Source organism: Lysinibacillus sp. G1-3, from assembly GCF_056322905.1.
On sequence record NZ_JBWHYQ010000002.1, the window covers coordinates 217,164 to 234,770 of the forward strand.

Below are 17,607 nucleotides of genomic sequence, written 5' to 3' on the forward strand. Positions count from 1 at the left end.
TCTCACCTAAATATTCCATTGACAGTGATAATCTTTACTGCTATTCTTCTTGAGAATGATTATCATTCTTGATTAAAAAGGGTAAACGTTTCGAAAAGTAGTTGTGGCATGTACATAAAAACCTGGAAAAATGGCTATACCCTTATAGGAAAAGAGGGAAGATCTTTGAACTCTTCAAGTTGAAAATGTGAAAGAGTTTAAAAACCAATAAAGTAAAGTTTGAAGGAAGAAAAATTAATAGTAAGCAAGAATTTTACAGAGAAGGGCGAACCTTCTCAAATAAACTGTAGAGGACAATTAAGCATATGAAATTAATATCAACACGATTTGGAGAACAAGCCTTTCAATCATTAGTTACTTTAATGCGGCTGCTTTTTGGGATTGGCTGGCTTTTTGCTGGTATAACGAAAATTACAAAGAAAAATTGGTTTAGTGAACCAGGAATATTTATTAAAAATTACTTAATGATGGCACTAGACAAACCGAATGTACCGGAATTTTATAAGTATTTTATTGAACACTTCGCATTAAAGCATATTATGTTTTTTAATTACACGATTCCAATCGTTCAAATTAGTATTGGGATTGTTCTGATCGTAGGATTAATGATCATTCCCTCAGTTCTTATTTGTCTGTTTATGCATGTAAATTTTATTCTTTCTGGGAATATGAATTTAATTAGTTTAACTCTTTATACTAGTGCATTTTGTATATTGCTATTTATAAACAAAAGTTATGTTTTAAGTTTAGATCGTTACCTTGGGATTGAACATCGATTTAAAAACATAAAACAAAAGGTTAGAAAAAACAATACGTATACACCATCAAAGGCTTCTTAGAGTAAACTGCTAAAACGTTTTTAGTAATGTCCTACCTATATTTTTGGAAGCCAGAAGTAGGAGTATGTGATGAAGTACATTCTGCAACTTCACACTTAGTAACAGAAGAAATAAGTAGTAACCTGCATAATTTTAATGCCCAGGTCTCAATTAATATTGAGCCTGGGCATTTGTGTTGATTATAACTTCTCTAAAATTTTTATTAGGGCTGTTAAAAGAAGCGTAGTGATAGCTGCAATTATTAAAATTCCAATAGTAGATAACTCAACAGAAGTGAAGTGGAGCGTTTTCATCCAATAATATCCTACAACTATAGAGATAAATGACGTCAAAACAGAGATAACAAAACCTAGAAAGCCTAATTCTACTATTTTTTGTTCAGTTAAACCTACAAGGCTCAATACTTTAGTGAAAATATCAGCAATTATAAATAGCGCAATTGATAATATAAATAATGACATTATTCCTGAATGAGTAATTTCATTAGGCATGAAATTAACTAGGGCAATCATTATAAATGCAGGTAGAAAGATTGGTAATAGTAAACCAGCAATAATAGTTAATGAAGCTAAATTTTTATTTTTATTTGGGTTGCTCATAAATCCTCCGAAAAAATAATATAAAAATGCTGGTTCATTATATCAAATTGAAGCAACTATCTGGATTTTATTATTTTCTGATAAGAGTCTCAATTCTTATGTATATTGGGTTAAATGAAATAATGCAATATTTCATTTTTTTCTAGGCAATTCACAATCTGTAGTTAGTCAGCACTGCTTATTCGATAAAATGAGTACGATTACAGCAGAAGCCATTGCTATTAACAAGAAGTTGGTTTTATTCAAATATAAGATTGAAATCCTTGTATCAAAATTCGGCATTTCGGCTTATTAGAAAATGTAATTGTTTTGGCTGCAACTTTTCTATTCCTATTAGCAATGAGAATTAGCGAAACAAAAGATGAATACACTTTAAAAGTGATCATTAAACAATGTTAAAATTCCTTGAGTAACCTTTGAAAAGAGAGAGATTGAAGTAATATATAGTTAGAGACGATTGATTGCAAAAATTCCTAACAAACGTTAATTAACGGACGTTTGTCAATAAAACTACATCGAACATTCGTGTTTGTATAATAAAAGTGCCATTTGTCTATCAGCTGGAACCTTCATCAATCGAATAAAACGCGAATATTCTCTTTCGGGAAAAGTCACGATGAAACTTTTTATGATCTGAGCGTAATCCATGTAACCAAATACCCGTCAAAATGATTTTCGATTCGTCTGAGCGCTGATCTGTGGATCACTAAAAAATATAACCAGTTTCATACGGGACAGATTTTATCGGAAACAGTTCTTGAGACTGTAGCTTTCTACTCGAATGGAATTTAAAATATGCTAACCAAATGGAGGAGAGAAATTTATGGTTAAACAATTGATTGTTGGCGACACAACGAATGAATTGGCTACTACGCGTCGCATTTTGGAACGCTTATCCGAGGAGCATATGTCATGGAAACCACATGAGAAATCGATGACGCTTGGCGAGCTGGCCACGCACCTGATCAATGTGCTGAATTGGCAAATCGCGATTCTTCAGTACTCAGAGTTTGACCTTTCAACCGTGCCGCTGCGACGAAAGCCTTTGGAAAAACAATCTGACGTTCTGGATGAGTTTGACGCAAACATCGGTAAATTGAAAAATTTGCTGGCCAAATGTGACGAGAAAACGCTCGGAGAGGAATGGACGCTGCGCCACGGTGACCAAATCATCCGCAGTGAGCCAAGAGCAATTGCGTTCCGCATCTTCGGATTAAACCACATGGTCCACCATCGGGCACAGCTCGGGGTATACTTGCGTCTACTTGATATTTCGGTCCCAGGCATCTATGGTCCCTCGGCCGACGAGGAAGCCCAATGAACTAAGTTTTTCGACAATAAGTGCAGCTACTAATTAATGACTGTTCTTCAACGATAACATTAACAACTACTGATAACAGAAACAACACAATGCGAGGAGTATAATGAAAAAACGAATTTCTGATGATGGAAATCGTTTTTTTATTTTATAGAGGAATAATGCAATTTTTGTTGGAGTCTAAAACATGGTATTTAAAACAGAAATAGAACGTTTGAAAATTGCCCAAGAAAATCTTGAAATGTTTGATACCGTTATACTTAACGGCGATATTATTCAGTCACTGAGTTGTACCTAGTATTATGATTTTAACTATTATAATCAAAGTTTAGATAATAACTATTACTGTAAAATATACATTAAAGTGGAATAATGGTATTGTGTAAATAGATAGACTTTTCATTCAATTCAAAAAAAGGAGGAGTTTTTATTATGCTATCTTTTTCTAAACCAGATGTAGAACAGTTTTTACGAACATTTTCGATTGGGGATTTTGCGGTTAGTCCGGATGAAAAACAACTAGTTTTCAGTACTAATTTAAGTGGTAAGTATAATTTATGGGCCATGAATTTACCAAATACGTTCCCGACGCCGCTTACTTTTATTGATCAGAGCTGTCAAGGACTACTCTATGATAAACAAGGACGGTTCATCATTGCCGGTTTTGACCAGAATGGGGATGAAAATACGCAATTTTATGGACTTCCACTTCAAGGTGGGACAATGAAGAAAATTATTTATGAAGAAGGAACTCGCAATGCTAAGCCAATTTTATCAGAAGATGGGAACAAGCTTTATTATACATCTTCGAAAGGAAATCCTACGTATTTAAATGCATATGTCTATGACTTGGTGACTGGTGAGGAAGAAACAGTTCTTGAGGGAAAAGATGCACCCACTTTTTTAATCGATTTTAGCCCGAATGAAAAGGTAACCCTCTACTATAAACATTTTGCAAATACGTATACACTCCTATACGCCAAACGAGGAGAGGAACATATTCTCCTAACACCGCCAACAGATCAGCAACATACGGTCAGTGACGCAGTTTTTGTATCCAATGAGCTCATCTATTTATTAACGAATTACGATGCTGATTTTACGTATTTAGCTTCGTATAATATAGAGACAAATGAGTTTGTAAAATTGAAAGATTTGGAGAATGAAAGCTTTACTTCGTTGAAATATAACAAAGAAAAGCAGTGCCTGTATGTAGTTAGTGAAAAAGGTGTAGAAGATCATTTATACATGCATGATTTGCTATCGAATAATTGGAAAGAACTAGATTCACCATGCAGTGTCATCGAAAAACTTATAGTCACAAAATCTGGTAGTTTGTATTTATTAGGAAGAGGGGCTACGAAACCGCATAATATTTATCAATTTAAGGAAAATGGCTGGACATCTTTAACGGGGTACACAGTTCCAGGTGTAGATCAAAGCGAATTAGTTGAGCCGGATGTGATTACTTATTCTTCCTTTGACGGACTTGAAATAGAGTCCTTATTTTTCAAAGCTAAAAAGGAAATTGATAATGGCGAAATCATCTTTTGGCCGCATGGTGGTCCGCAAGCTGCAGAGCGTAAATTTTTTAGAGCTTCCTTCCAATTCTTTTTAAATCATGGCTATAGCATCTTTGCTCCGAATTTCCGTGGTTCGACAGGTTATGGATTGGCTTTCATGAAAATGGTAGAAGGAGATTGGGGACACGGCCCACGCCTTGATAATGTAGCTGGTCTCGACTGGCTCATTGATAATAACTACGCGGAAAAAGGCAATATTTTATTGATGGGCGGAAGTTATGGAGGATACATGGCCTTATTGCTTCACGGTAGACATTCTGAATATTTCAAAGCCGTAGTGGATATATTTGGTCCATCTGATTTGTTCTCATTTATCAACTCGGTTCCTGAAGACTGGAAGCCAATTATGGATCAATGGGTAGGAAATCCTGAAAGAGACAAGCAAAAACTCATTGAATACTCACCATTAACGTATTTAGAAACTATGGTCAAACCAATGCTCGTTATCCAAGGAGCGAATGACCCACGTGTTGTGAAAGAGGAATCTGATCAAATCGTGCAAGCTTTAAAAGATAAAGGTCGTGATGTCGAGTACATGCTTCTTGAAGACGAAGGACATGGATTCTCTAAAAAAGAAAATGAAATTGCTGTTTATCAAAAAATCCTCTCATTTTTTAATCAATTCGTTGGATCTAAAGTGAAAGCATAACGATACGGATCATTGAAAAAAGAATCCCGACTGGGAAGAAAACCATTCTTTACGTAATGAGTGAGTAAGTTGATGGAAATACTGTTTGAAATTAAATGAAAAAGACTAGGTTCTACTATGATAGAACCTAGTCTTTTTCATAAACCAACCAACATCCCTAGTGTTACTACATAAACTCCACCACATGTGCTAGTAAGGGATCAAATCCACTAGAAGATATTCCAACAAATCATATCTAGTTGAGTTACTCTCCCTGATATTAATACAGTTCAAGTAAATTCAGTTCTGCAAAAATACAAGTAAGTGCTGATTTGTTTGCAAAAATTCCTGACGACTACAATTAACGAACATTTTGAGTTTAATCATTTTGAATGTTCGTGTTTGAATAGTAGAAATGCCATTCGTCCATCGGCTGGATACAATATAAATCGGTTAAAACACGAATTTTATCTTTTAAAAAAAGTCACGAATGAAACCTTTTTATGACCTTACGATAACTTAAATGAAACTAGGTTTATTCGGTAAAATTAATACAAGAAATTGAAATATTAATTGGTGATAAAGTGAAATAAGAGTTTTTACTTTTTTTAACCAATCAAGGATATTGAGGTGATTAGTGATGACACTTAAATGGTTGTGGATATTGGTTATTGCGTTTAGCTTACTAGAATGGATTTCAATCCCATTCATAGGTGCATTCACAGGAAAATTAATATCAATTAGTTGATGGTGTATTAATAATTACTTTTATTATTTACCCATTATTTTTCATAACTTCTCTTTTACTATTACAAAAGGAAATTAAAAAAATTGGTGCAGTAATTTTGCTTATTCCACTAATCGTGTATGCACCATTGCTAATAGGTCTTCAACCGTTGCTTAAATAATGTACTGATTGAGCTAACTGAACAGTAAGGACGGGGTAAAATTTAAATATTTTAGTTGTCTGTTTATGATGTTGCTCTTGCTGCTTGTAATACTAGATTAGAACCAAAGGAACATTTACGAGAAATATATACAATTGTATTGGACTCTATTATGGAACGAGATGAAGTATTAAGTAGTAATATGAAATTCATAACTATTGATATGAATAATTTTGAGGAAGTAGAGGAATACAATGTCTAAAAGCTTGTCCATATACAATACAAATACAGAGGGTAACGTATTCTAATTTTAGTTTACATAAAATAAATACCTTAGTGGGACAGTCTGTGATGCACGTGGTCTTACTTAACATGTGAGCTAATAATAATAAGTGTTATTCCCGTAAATAGGCAAATGATTCTCGTCACAGGAATTTTGTCAGCTAGTCCAAATAATGCAATTGCTGTCGTTACGATTAACACTGTTGGACCAACCAATGCAAGCATTGTATTAATATAGAATGCTTTTTCTAAATTATTCAACTTTAGCATCAACAATCCAGCACTTACTTCAATACTTCCAGACAATACACGTAAAATAACCATAGCAAGAACCGATTTTTCAATAATTGTCATCATCCTATCTTTATAGATAATTTTCACTTATATTATAATTCCATCATTAGGATAATTATAGAGTTCTGTTTTAATGAAATATTAAAACCAATATATGTATTATTCGTATCAAATATTCAATTATGCTTTATGGTGTTAATTTTAAAGGTAATTTTCTAGTTAAAAATTCAAAGAAGTTATTAATGGAATCAGTTTTATAAATCCATTTTCTTTTTTAAAAGGGAAATTGGATAGGTGCATATAATAAAATGCTAAAGATTTATAGGAAAGTATATAGAGAAGAACGCCCTTTAAGAAAATACGAATATAACAAGAGTAAAGACAACATTATCCTGTTCTTATACTGCCATCAATCCCTGATAAATATGAAATGGATACAAGAAAGCTTGTTTCTTTAGTTAAATAAAAATGACTGGTGTGCTAAAAACAGCTAGTTAATCATACCACTAATTATAACCATTGAAAGGTGAATGTGGAATGTGGCTACTAGGTTTTTTATGTACTTCTTCAGGGATATTGTTAGGTGGAACGATAGCTTGGCTTTTTAAGGGGTTGCAACAGAAGGTAGATATCATTTATGGACTCTGTGCAGGTATTATCTTGGGCTTAATTAGTTTCGAAATTTTCCCAGAAGCAATTGAAACTGGTGGTTGGTTAAGTACCTTTATTGGATTTACTATAGGGATGCTTATATTCGAAGTATTGCATAATCGGTTGCACAATAAACAAGGTATAAAGAGTACTTCAATGAAAAAACTGTATATTCGTACTGGTTTAATATTAGTGTTTAGTTTCTCGGTTCACAATATACCTATGGGAATTGTTTTAGGTGCAAATCAAGAACCCGAATTTACAATGACTTTATTACAAACACTCATATTCCATAGTATCCCAGAAGGAATTATTTTATTTATTCCTATGATTTTAGCAGGTTCAAATATCTTGATTGGTTTTTTAATTTCCCTTATTGTATCTTTTCCAGTTTCTATAGGCGTTTTTATTGGTGGATTTTTAAGATTTGAACACGAGTCAATAAACACAATCTTAATTAGTATTACAATAGGCATAATTTTCATGGTTACAGTATCAGAAATTTTATACCCAGCATTCATCAAATCTTCAACATTAAAAGTTTTAATTTGTATTCTAGTTGGACTAGGGATAATAGGATTCTATCTGAAGTTATTATAATTAAATGTTTGTACTTTTTGGATTGATATTCTTTGTTCAATCCTTTTTTTTGTGTCTCCTTAATTTTGAAAACAAACCTATGAAAATATGGCTATATATTTCAGTCAACTGAAATATAACAGGTTAGAAAGAAAACTTTCTAGAATTGAAATTGTAATGTTTGTGATTACAGGGATAGCAGCTTTACTGTGTAAACAAAAAACTTATATTTTATCTAAAGACAACATCCTCGGTAAGTAAATATTCGACTTTAGGTGGAACATTGTAACCTTAAGAAGAATTACATCATCTTCTTCCTTTACGATATTGTATTAATATGTTTTGAGCTATATCAGGTATAAACTTTTTAATTCAAGCTGTTTAAGTTTCTTTATTTTTATAAAGGAAATATAGGGTACTTTTTTGTTTCTACAGCACTTTGAAGTACGTACTTTTCATCGTGTTAAATATATTTCATAATGATACTTGTAAGACGGAAATGAGTAATAAGGTATTAAACGATTTATCATGTCAGGTGATGAAATATCATTCAGTCATTGTTTTTTAATCTATTCACACTATTCAATCCAATTCTTAATATAAATTTTTAGGAGGATCTTTAAATGAGAGATATACTGCAAGGAAAACTAGGTTTTGGTACTGCGCCGCTTGGTAATATGTACCGTAACATCCCCGAAGAAGAAGCTATAGCAACTGTAGGTGCGGCATGGGAGAGTGGTATTCGTTACTTTGACACAGCTCCGCTTTATGGCTCTGGCTTAGCGGAGATTCGTCTTGGTGAAGCATTATCGAAAAGAAATCGTGATGAGTACGTTTTAAGTACAAAGATAGGTCGAATTATTTCAGATGAATTGGAAGATCCATCTGCACGTGATTTAGGTGAGAAAGGTGGACTTTTTGAATTCGGCCGTAAGAATAAAATTATCAATGATTATAGTGCTGATGCAACTCTTCGTTCTATCGAGGATAGCTTGAAACGTTTACAAACAGATCGTCTAGACTTTGTTTTTATTCATGATTTAGCGCAAGACTTTTATGGCGATGAATGGATTGCACAATTTGAAACTGCTCGAACAGGGGCATTTCGTGTTCTCACACGTTTACGTGATGAAGGAGTCATTAAAGGCTGGGGACTTGGCGTAAACCGAGTAGAGTCAATTGAACTCATGCTGGACCTGGAAGAAGCAAAGCCCAATGTATCCTTGCTGGCTGGTCGTTACACTTTATTAGACCATGAACGTGCGCTACAACGAGTAATGCCAAAAGCTAAAAAAAATAACATGGACATTATCGTTGGTGGCCCATATAGTTCAGGTGTTCTTGCGGGAGGTACTCACTTCGAATATCAAAAAGCGTCACCAGAAATTATGGCGAAAGTGGAGAAAATCAAACATATTGCAGATCGTCATCAAATCAGCATCAAGGCGGCTGCTTTACAATTTTCATTGGCGAACCCATCAGTTGCTGCTGTCATTCCTGGTGCAAGTAAACCAGAGCGGATTGCAGAAGACAAAGTTGCATTGAACACGGTAATTCCGGCAGCATTCTGGGAAGAAATGCGTATACAAAAACTAGTAGCACCTAATGCACCACTTCCAATCGATGTAAAATAAAAAGAGTAATGAAAATGCATATACACATCTATTAAAACTTAAGCTTCACCTGAGCAGACATGGAAATTAACAGGGGGATTCGACTCCCTTCAGAACTGGTTACTTTATATACCCAGCAGTGAGGTAAGCAGCAGCCAAGCGCTTTTTCAAAAAAGGCTTGGCTGTTCGTTTTTGGGCGTATTTTATTGATATTAAGAACGATCTGATATCGGTAGGTAACAAACTAAGTTCGTACACCGTGGGGGTATTGTTGCTTGCAAGCACTAAAGAGGAGGATTATTCTCAGTGTTGATTCGGGTGATCAATGACCTTTTAGGCCTATTGCGAAAAATCGTACTTGGCTTAAAGGGTCTTTTTATATTTAGGCGAGTGATGATACGGAATGAATTGAAAAATCTTAAGGAGTGAAGTATATGTCAACAATCATATTAGTAAACCCTATGGAACCCAGCTTTGAAAGCGTAGATGTCAATATAGGAGATTTAGCAAATATTGCAGAATGGGATCACATCGAAGCTTAAGGAATTGTAACGGAACTATTTGATGGTTTTTATCAGGAATTGGAATATTCAGCATACGAAAATCAAACAGTGTTCTCACTTGATTTAGAAAATGTTGCAAGTATTAAAGTAGCAGCTTTGAGAGAGTTACAACATTAAAGCTTATTTCCGAAGCAATGGGGGAAAAACTTTTGTGGTTCTGAAAAAATAATAATATCACCAATGATGTTTGAAAAATATCGTCGATACGTTCGCAATTCTGAAATGCAATATCTAGGCATTCAGAAATAAACGAATCGTTAAAAGAACTGTATGTATATGCTGTCCCAAATGTAGAGTCAATTAAACACCTTAAAAAACCAAAGAAATATACCATGTTGTATATTTAATAAAAGGTGATAAAGGTAAGTATGAACGGATCTGTACGCATGAGCGTGAAGGTAGGAAGGTGGGAGGCCTGCCTTTTTCAACACATCTTTAAAGATGACATGTAACCCCCGCGGATCTATGCTTTACGATTTTTATTTAGAAAAACAGGTTATGTTAGATAAATTCGACAGATACTTAAAGAAGCTTTATAGGATGCCAGAAGCGGCATTAAGTGTGAATGAAGGGGCAACATATGTTCTTTTTTCCCTTTTCCATCAATTCGAATCGTTTCATTTACCAAATCAATTTGTTCCCAAGTTAATGAAACAAGTTCAGAACGTCTCAGACCTGTTGTTATAAACATTATCCCATTCCGCATCGAAAAACATGATTGGACGCGTTCTAAATACTCAAATAGCTGTTTTAGATCCGTTAATGTCAAATAGACAGGGAGTTTATCAGCTGACTTTGGTGATTCAATCCCGTGCGTAAAATCATTAGCAAGGTATCGTTCTATTAAACAATATTTGGCGAACGATTTTAAGGAAGTAATTTTTCGATCCACCGAACTCTTCCTGAATATATATTTGTTTCTTAACAGTTTCTTTTAATAGATCTTTTCTGTACTTAATTTCAATATAAGCTTCTTCATTACTTTTATATTTCACCCACATATCAACAATTGATGAGTATGTTTTTTCATTTTCAATCATCTCCATTTTAATGGGTTGCTCACAAAAATCGATAATATCCGGATCAGTTTCTACCTGTAGCCAATGCTCATATTCCAAATCACTAAGTTTACCAGCTTCACTCAACATCGGATCAATCAGTAATCATTTTCCATTTATTGAGATAATTGATGTAGCATGTCGAATATGCTGTACTGAAATGGGCATAAAAGCATCTCCTCTAAACAATTTAGTGATTACAAAAATAAATTCGTATGTATCTTCCCGAAAAAACATATTTGTTTTTTTCAAAAATATATGAACCTAGCGTTAAAAACACAAGGTGAAAAATTGCAAGCCATCCAAAACAGTTTTGTGCTTCAGTTCAACTTTGTTCAAAATGAGATTCATTTTTAGCAGTAAAATCAATTAAAGTATAGCTTTTTTGATTAATTTTTTTATTAAACTAACAAAAAACTTGCAACACCTATTATAGTACTGTACAGTACTAATTATGACAAAGGTAAAATTAATGAATCAAAAACGTGTGATTGAAGTAGCTGCAACATTATTTTTAGAAAAAGGGTTTGCTTATACAAGCATGGATGAATTAGTTCGTGTAAGCAAAGTTTCAAAGTCTAATGTGTATTATCACTTCTCTAATAAGGAAGAATTGTTGGAAGGGGTCGTTGATTATTGGATTGAAATGTATCAAACTGCAGTTGATGGCTTACTATCTCAAAACCAATTATTAGTTAAAGATCGTATCCAACTGTTTTTAAAGCAATTATCACAAGGAGTTCAGACGAGAGAATATAAGGGGAGCTGTCCATTTATTACGCTTTATATTCAAAGCCCTACAAATGCCACAAAAGTAAAAGAAAAAATAGGTCTTTTTTTTGTAGGATTACAAACGAAAGTTTCTCTATTACTTAAACAAGGGGTAGAGAATGGTGAATTTAGAAAGACAATAAATATTGACGAGGTTGCATCTCTTTTTATTACAAATCTTGAAGGAGCGCTATTTATTTCAGAAACACTGGAGGATGCAACTGTAATCATAAAAACAGTAGATCATTTGTTTAACTTGCTTCGGTAAAAGAAGCATTTTTTTTACATCAAATTAGTACTACACAGTACTACAAGGAGGATTTTTATGAGAACAGTATTTTTAACGGGTGGAACAGGTTTTATTGGAAAGCAATTAGTGAATGAATTAGCCAAAGAGGATGTGAACATTCTTCTTTTAGTGAGGTCGAAAAGTAAAGCAACACACATTTTTCAGGAAAGAGGCATCTTAAAAAAGGCAGTTATGCAGTTTATTGAAGGTGATTTAACGAAAATAGACTTAGGTCTAAGTGCTGAAGATAAGGAGTTGGTATTGAAAACGGATGTGATTATTCACGCAGGAGGCCCCATGAATATTCAAGCGACAAGCAAAGAGGCAGCTTCTGTATTTTTGAATGGCGCCAAACATATTAGTGAATTCGCTAAAAGTATTCACCGATTGAAGGGCTTGCAGCAATTTATTCATGTTGTAGGTTATATGAGTCCCTTTGATGATAAAAATAGCAAGATTGCAATTGATGTGTTTAAAGAAGGAAACAATTATTTGAAAATAAAAAATCCATATGAGAAAACAAAATTTTTAGCAGATCTTTATATCCGTCAACAGGCATCAGCAGTAGGTTATCCGCTGTCTGTCATTAATCCGCCAACTGTGGTCGGTAGTAGTAAAACAGGGAGTACAGAGCAGATAGCAGGATTAGGTTTGCTTGTGACAAGTATGCGAAGAGGGCTCATGCCAGTGATTCCTGGAGGTAAGGGATATAGGTTGCCACTGATTTCAAACGATGAGTTTGCGAAGTTTATTGTGCAGGTTTTCAAATTGGAGCAGCCGGCTATTCAAACATATACACTTGTTGATGACAAAGAGAACGATCCGAACATTGCTGAATTATTAAGTGTTATGTCGGAAAGTATGAATATGAGGGCACCAAAAATTTCTGTTCCAATGCCGCTTATGAAAACAATAATGAAAAGTGGAGTAAGTAAAATAACAAACATTCCTTCTGATGGACTGAATTTTATGACAAAACGAACATTTTCAAATGTTTCGGTGAAAAACATGAAGGGGGGGGATTGGTTTAAGAAGATGAGTGTCATGAACTTTTTCCCTGCCGTAGTAGCTGATCTGGATTATCGATTGATGTATCAAAATGGTGAACATCATCATTTATTTGAGCGAACATTATGCGATAACAATACCCTTTACCAATTACAAGGAGAGGGTAAACCGTTTATTTTATTGCATGGTTTATTAAGTGATGGAGAGGATTTATTCCCTTTAGGGAAAGAGCTTCATGAAAAAACGGGTCGACCTGTATGGATCATGGACCTTCCAGGTTTGGGACGTTCTCCTTTTAAACGAGAGAAAAATCTTTTAAATATCTATTTGAATGTATTGAAAAAGTTATTGGAGAAAGCTACTAATGGTGCCCATCTAATTGGCCATTCATTTGGTGCGTATATTCTTATGGAAGCATTAGTACAAAAGTACATAGATAAGAAGTATACAATTACTTTACTTCAGCCACCTGTTGCTAAAAAAAATGCTAAATCAATAAATGTTCCTCAATTTATGAACAAATGGACATTGAAATTGGCAACTACTAATTTGATAGAGCGTTATTTATTAAGTAATGGTTTATTTGAAAGTACGGAGAGTATCCCTGAACATTATATTGAAAAAATAAGTAAAAGTTTTACTTCTCCTAGAATTTTAAATACTACCGTTCAGCTTAACAGTTTACTATCAAAAAACGTTCAAGGTGATTTCAATGAAGTAACAAAGTATAATCTTCGCATTATTTGGGGGGATTATGACAGAGGCTATTCTGCTCCTTCGCATCTGGGTAAGGTTGATGTTGTTCCATATGGTCATCATTTTCCTCTTAACCATCCGAGTGAAACGGCTAATTTGGTAATAAAAAATAGTAGTACTAGCAGATGAGAGTGTGGGATAAATAAAAAGCGTGTAGTAAGATCGTTGTGTCTTTGAAATAAAGTCGTACTGTTTGAAAAAAAAGATTGTCTACATGAACGCTGGATATATTTACTTAAGAATCTAACAGCTAATCTATTACAGCGTACATATCAGTATCCTGAGGTAGTAAAATGAGAATTGAACAAAGTATTGCTCCTTACGCATGGCATGTAATCACCTTGTGAAAAAATATACTTAAACTCCCATGAAAGAACGTAATAATCTTTCATAAAACAAACAGATTATTATATGTTGCATGTAGTCGAGCCATTAAATCCCTAGTGCTGATTATTTATACAGCCGACCAGCAAAAAGTAAAGTTTAAAGAAAATGAATTTGCAAAAGAAGATGAGATCTTGCTTCTGTAAAAACTAATGTTGAGTATCCTTTTTACAGGTAGAAGTAAAAATTGCTAATATATTACAGTCGAAAAAGTATACACCTAACCAGTTGTCGAAATTTATTTGACGACTGGTTATTTAGTATTGTTCTTCAGAATAATAAAAATCATCTCTACAGTTATCCTTTGAGATGATTTTTTTATTGGACATTTATGTTAAACTGATGTTTATCTTGTGAAGAATTTCTTCCAATCCTTCCAACGTATGGTCCACTTTATCAAACAAACTTAACAATTGAGCAAATAATTGCTATTCAACGCTATCATAAAATTGGCGTCAAGAATTTAATTAAATGGAGATTACCGGTGAAGGGAGAATAATTGGGGATTTGTGGTATTATATAGTGAGCGAAGATACAGAATAAAATTTTCCATCGAGCTTTGCAAACAATTGAAATTACCAATAGGGGGTCCTGCCGACAAAATTTAGAAGGATAAATCAGTTCCTACTTTTATAGAATAGGCTGAAATGGTATTTACTTAGGTTATAGTAACAGCTAGGTTTTAATAGCTGAGAATTAAAAGGAGAGATTTCATTAATTATGTTTAAAATTTTTTATGGAAAGTGCTTAGTAACTTTTTTTGTTTTACTTTTACTTATTCCTATTTTTACAAATCAAAAGGCTACAGCTAATTCACTACCTAAAAATGAAATGCGTGCAGCCTGGATTGCAACAGTATCTAATATTGATATGAAGGCAGGTATGAGTAAAACCCAATATACTCAATGGGTTCAAAGTACCTTAGACAAATTAAAAGCTGATAACTTTAATACAGTTATTTTTCAAGTTAAGCCATTAAATGATGCACTGTACCCGTCTAAGCTTGCTCCATGGTCATCGTATATAACAGGCAAGACACAAGGGACCAATCCAGGTTTTGATCCATTGCAAATAATGCTGGACGAAGCACATAAGCGAGGATTAGAACTTCATGCTTGGGTAAACCCATATAGGGTCACTATGCCATCGCAATCTTTGACTAATCTTGCTGCCGATAATGTAGCCCGTAAAAATTCTAATTGGGTAGTGAAATACGGTAAACAATATTATTTAAATCCTGGTTTGCCGGAAGTTCAAAATTACTTATTATCAACCATAGAAGAATTAGTAAGAAACTATGATATCGACGCTGTACATATGGATGATTACTTCTATCCTTATAAAATAAAAGGAGAGACTTTTCAAGACCAACAAACTTTTAAAAAGTATGGTGGCTCATTCAAAAATATTGAAGACTGGCGCAGAAATAATGTTAATCAATTAGTAAAAAAGGTTTATGCCAGCATTAAGGCAATTAAACCTCATGTTCAATATGGAATATCTCCGTTTGGAATTTGGCGAAACAAAGGGCAAGATTCTACTGGTAGTAACACGAATGGAATGAGTAACTACGATGATCTTTATGCTGATACAAGACAGTGGATTAAAGATGGAAGTATCGATTATATTGCTCCTCAAATCTATTGGTCCAGAAATCATAAAGCAGCAAATTACTCAGTTTTACTAGATTGGTGGGGAAGAGAAGTTCAAACGTACGCAAAAGTCCACCCTATTAATCTATATATTGGCATGGCCAATCATAAAGTTGAAAATGATTCTGATACTGCATGGAATAATAAGACGGAACTTATCAGCCAAGTAATCGCCAACAGAGCAAATAAAAATGCTCAAGGACAAATGCATTTTTCTCTAAGAAGTATTAACAATAACGCTCTTGGATATGCTTCTTATCTAAATCAGCAACTATACAATTATAAAGCTTTAACACCAACAATTTATTGGAAAGGCTCTGCAATACCTTTATGTCCAACTGATGTTAAATTGAGTAAAGAGTCTTTCGGCAGGAAACTTACTATTACAGATGAAAATAGTACTCAACCAAGGAAATATGTAATATACCGATTTGATGGAACAAAAGAAGGATCATATGAAGACGTTAAAAATATAGTAGACGTGGTTTATAACACACAAGGTAATACTGTTTATGTAGATACTATTGCAAATAATAGTAAAGTATACACATATGGTATAAAGTCTATATCTGCTACAGGTGTGGAAAGTAAAACTGCTTTTGTTCTAAAAGATGGAAATCCTCACCAGTAGCAATAGAGCCAACACCTGAAGGGCCAGAGCAACCAGAAAAACCTGTAAATTCAAAGCCTGTTGGTAGAAAAAAATCGATCTTTTTTATAAAAACCAACCTTAAATTTGAGGGATAAGAATCCATTTTGAGCAATCTTTTTTCAAAATGGATTCTTTTTATTTATCGTAAAATGCTGGCTTGTGAAGAATTTTTGAACAAACTTTATTTTAAAGCAACATTTTAATGAATTTTTATTAAAAGACTACACTTAATTTTATATGAGTGTCTATATACAGATGTCCATGTACAGTAGTAGACGAATCCAAGCCCTCCTCCACGACAAATGATTTTAGTTTACATAATATAAATTATAGGAAGTTACGTATCAATGAAAAGTATACTAATAATAGTGAGACGAAACAGCTAAAAAAGTTAATTTAATTAGTATTGTTGTTTTTTAAGTATAAAATCTGGGAACATCCAAATCGGACGTTCCCATTCTTAGTATGAAATCTCGTTTACCTGCCTAAGCTCCTTGTATTTTACTTAGAAAGACAATTTGCCCAATATGGTATGCGTCATGTAATGCTAAACTCTTCATTTCAAGCACTAATGATCTTTCTCCAGGAATTTGTCGATACAAATCTTCTTGTTCTGCTTTTACTAGTATTTTTTCAAGTTCACGATGAACTTCATAATATTCTTGTTTGGTTTCATTCCAATTTTGAAGCGTCATCGTTGGTAATCGAAATGTTGATTCGTTATTATCTGCCTGTGGTTCATTCGCTGTATCACCAAAAAATCGCGTCAAAAGTCTTTTTTTATAGAAAAATAAATGACAAACTATTTCCCAAATGGAATTCATTGCTCCTTCAGTTGGTTTCCAAATTGCCTGTTCAAAAGTAATTTCCTCCAGTACTTTTTCAAGTGCTGGAAACCAGTCTTCTTCATCTAAGCAGCTTGCCCATTGTTGTAACAATAGTGTCTTTGCATCCATTGTTTGTTCCCTCCAATTTAATCCCTTTAATACATAATCCACTTGAACTACTTTTACCGACCAAACGTCCATATATCGCCAATAATTTCCTTTTATTTATAATACATTCGTACTTCTATGCCCTTTTATGCTCGAAATGATCAGAGTCTGCGATTTCATCAGCTGCAGTTAACCTTCAATTGGAGAATAAAGGTTAAGACATTTATAAATTGTGACTTCTAATAAACCATATTCGCTAGTTTAAA

At 33.7% G+C, this 17,607-nt stretch carries 14 protein-coding genes; 9 read left to right on the forward strand and 5 right to left on the reverse strand.

Going from position 1 to position 17,607, the window contains the following annotated elements; all coding sequences use genetic code 11:
- The first annotated feature begins 305 nt into the window (after window positions 1-305).
- A complete protein-coding gene (locus ACVYAD_RS03035) occupies window positions 306-839 on the forward strand; it encodes a hypothetical protein (RefSeq protein ID WP_476424496.1) in 534 nt (177 codons plus the stop codon).
- 179 nt (window positions 840-1,018) lie between these two features.
- On the opposite strand, the gene ACVYAD_RS03040 is transcribed toward ACVYAD_RS03035, so the two are convergent.
- Window positions 1,019-1,438, reverse strand: coding sequence for an epimerase (locus ACVYAD_RS03040; RefSeq protein WP_476424498.1), 420 nt, complete (start codon window positions 1,436-1,438; stop codon window positions 1,019-1,021).
- Window positions 1,439-2,261: 823 nt separating this feature from the next.
- On the opposite strand from ACVYAD_RS03040, the gene ACVYAD_RS03045 reads away from it, so the two are divergent.
- The 3 genes from ACVYAD_RS03045 (at window position 2,262) to ACVYAD_RS03055 (ending at window position 6,116) form a co-directional block, all read left to right on the forward strand.
- Window positions 2,262-2,759: a DinB family protein gene (locus ACVYAD_RS03045; RefSeq protein WP_476424500.1), complete on the forward strand. Its 498-nt coding sequence runs from the start codon at window positions 2,262-2,264 to the stop codon at window positions 2,757-2,759.
- 429 nt (window positions 2,760-3,188) lie between these two features.
- Window positions 3,189-4,988: a S9 family peptidase gene (locus ACVYAD_RS03050; protein ID WP_476424501.1), complete on the forward strand. Its 1,800-nt coding sequence runs from the start codon at window positions 3,189-3,191 to the stop codon at window positions 4,986-4,988.
- Window positions 4,989-5,930: 942 nt separating this feature from the next.
- Entirely contained in the window at window positions 5,931-6,116 is a 186-nt protein-coding gene (locus tag ACVYAD_RS03055) for a hypothetical protein (RefSeq protein WP_476424502.1), read from the forward strand.
- Between the two features lie 101 nt (window positions 6,117-6,217).
- Here the strand turns inward: ACVYAD_RS03055 and ACVYAD_RS03060 are convergent, their stop codons facing one another.
- Complete coding sequence (locus ACVYAD_RS03060; protein ID WP_054611762.1) at window positions 6,218-6,493, reverse strand: YqhV family protein; 276 nt, start codon at window positions 6,491-6,493, stop codon at window positions 6,218-6,220.
- Window positions 6,494-6,967: 474 nt separating this feature from the next.
- Here ACVYAD_RS03060 and ACVYAD_RS03065 point away from each other — a divergent pair, with 474 nt between their 5' ends.
- Together ACVYAD_RS03065 and ACVYAD_RS03070 are read left to right on the forward strand one after the other, a co-directional pair.
- Window positions 6,968-7,681, forward strand: a complete 714-nt coding sequence (locus ACVYAD_RS03065; RefSeq protein WP_476424504.1) for a ZIP family metal transporter — start codon at window positions 6,968-6,970, stop codon at window positions 7,679-7,681.
- A 602-nt stretch (window positions 7,682-8,283) separates the two neighbouring features.
- The gene (locus ACVYAD_RS03070; RefSeq protein ID WP_476424505.1) at window positions 8,284-9,294 is read left to right on the forward strand and encodes an aldo/keto reductase; all 1,011 of its coding nucleotides are present in this window, start codon (window positions 8,284-8,286) and stop codon (window positions 9,292-9,294) included.
- Window positions 9,295-10,332: 1,038 nt separating this feature from the next.
- On the opposite strand, the gene ACVYAD_RS03075 is transcribed toward ACVYAD_RS03070, so the two are convergent.
- Both ACVYAD_RS03075 and ACVYAD_RS03080 read right to left on the reverse strand, forming a co-directional pair.
- Entirely contained in the window at window positions 10,333-10,728 is a 396-nt protein-coding gene (locus ACVYAD_RS03075) for a tyrosine-type recombinase/integrase (protein ID WP_476424507.1), read from the reverse strand.
- Complete coding sequence (locus ACVYAD_RS03080) at window positions 10,661-10,984, reverse strand: TnsA endonuclease N-terminal domain-containing protein (RefSeq protein WP_476424508.1); 324 nt, start codon at window positions 10,982-10,984, stop codon at window positions 10,661-10,663. Before ACVYAD_RS03080 ends, ACVYAD_RS03075 begins: the two co-directional genes overlap by 68 nt.
- A 382-nt stretch (window positions 10,985-11,366) precedes the next feature.
- On the opposite strand from ACVYAD_RS03080, the gene ACVYAD_RS03085 reads away from it, so the two are divergent.
- The 3 genes from ACVYAD_RS03085 (at window position 11,367) to ACVYAD_RS03095 (ending at window position 16,385) form a co-directional block, all read left to right on the forward strand.
- Window positions 11,367-11,933, forward strand: coding sequence for a TetR/AcrR family transcriptional regulator (locus tag ACVYAD_RS03085; RefSeq protein WP_476424509.1), 567 nt, complete (start codon window positions 11,367-11,369; stop codon window positions 11,931-11,933).
- A gap of 57 nt (window positions 11,934-11,990) precedes the next feature.
- A complete protein-coding gene (locus ACVYAD_RS03090) occupies window positions 11,991-13,847 on the forward strand; it encodes an alpha/beta fold hydrolase (protein ID WP_476424510.1) in 1,857 nt (618 codons plus the stop codon).
- Between the two features lie 975 nt (window positions 13,848-14,822).
- Window positions 14,823-16,385 carry a glycoside hydrolase family 10-like protein gene (locus ACVYAD_RS03095; protein ID WP_476424512.1) on the forward strand — a complete coding sequence of 521 codons (1,563 nt, stop codon included), beginning with the start codon at window positions 14,823-14,825 and terminating at the stop codon, window positions 16,383-16,385.
- Window positions 16,386-16,891: 506 nt separating this feature from the next.
- Here the strand turns inward: ACVYAD_RS03095 and ACVYAD_RS03100 are convergent.
- Entirely contained in the window at window positions 16,892-17,362 is a 471-nt protein-coding gene (locus ACVYAD_RS03100; protein WP_476424514.1) for a DinB family protein, read from the reverse strand.
- Between the last annotated feature and the right edge of the window lie 245 nt (window positions 17,363-17,607).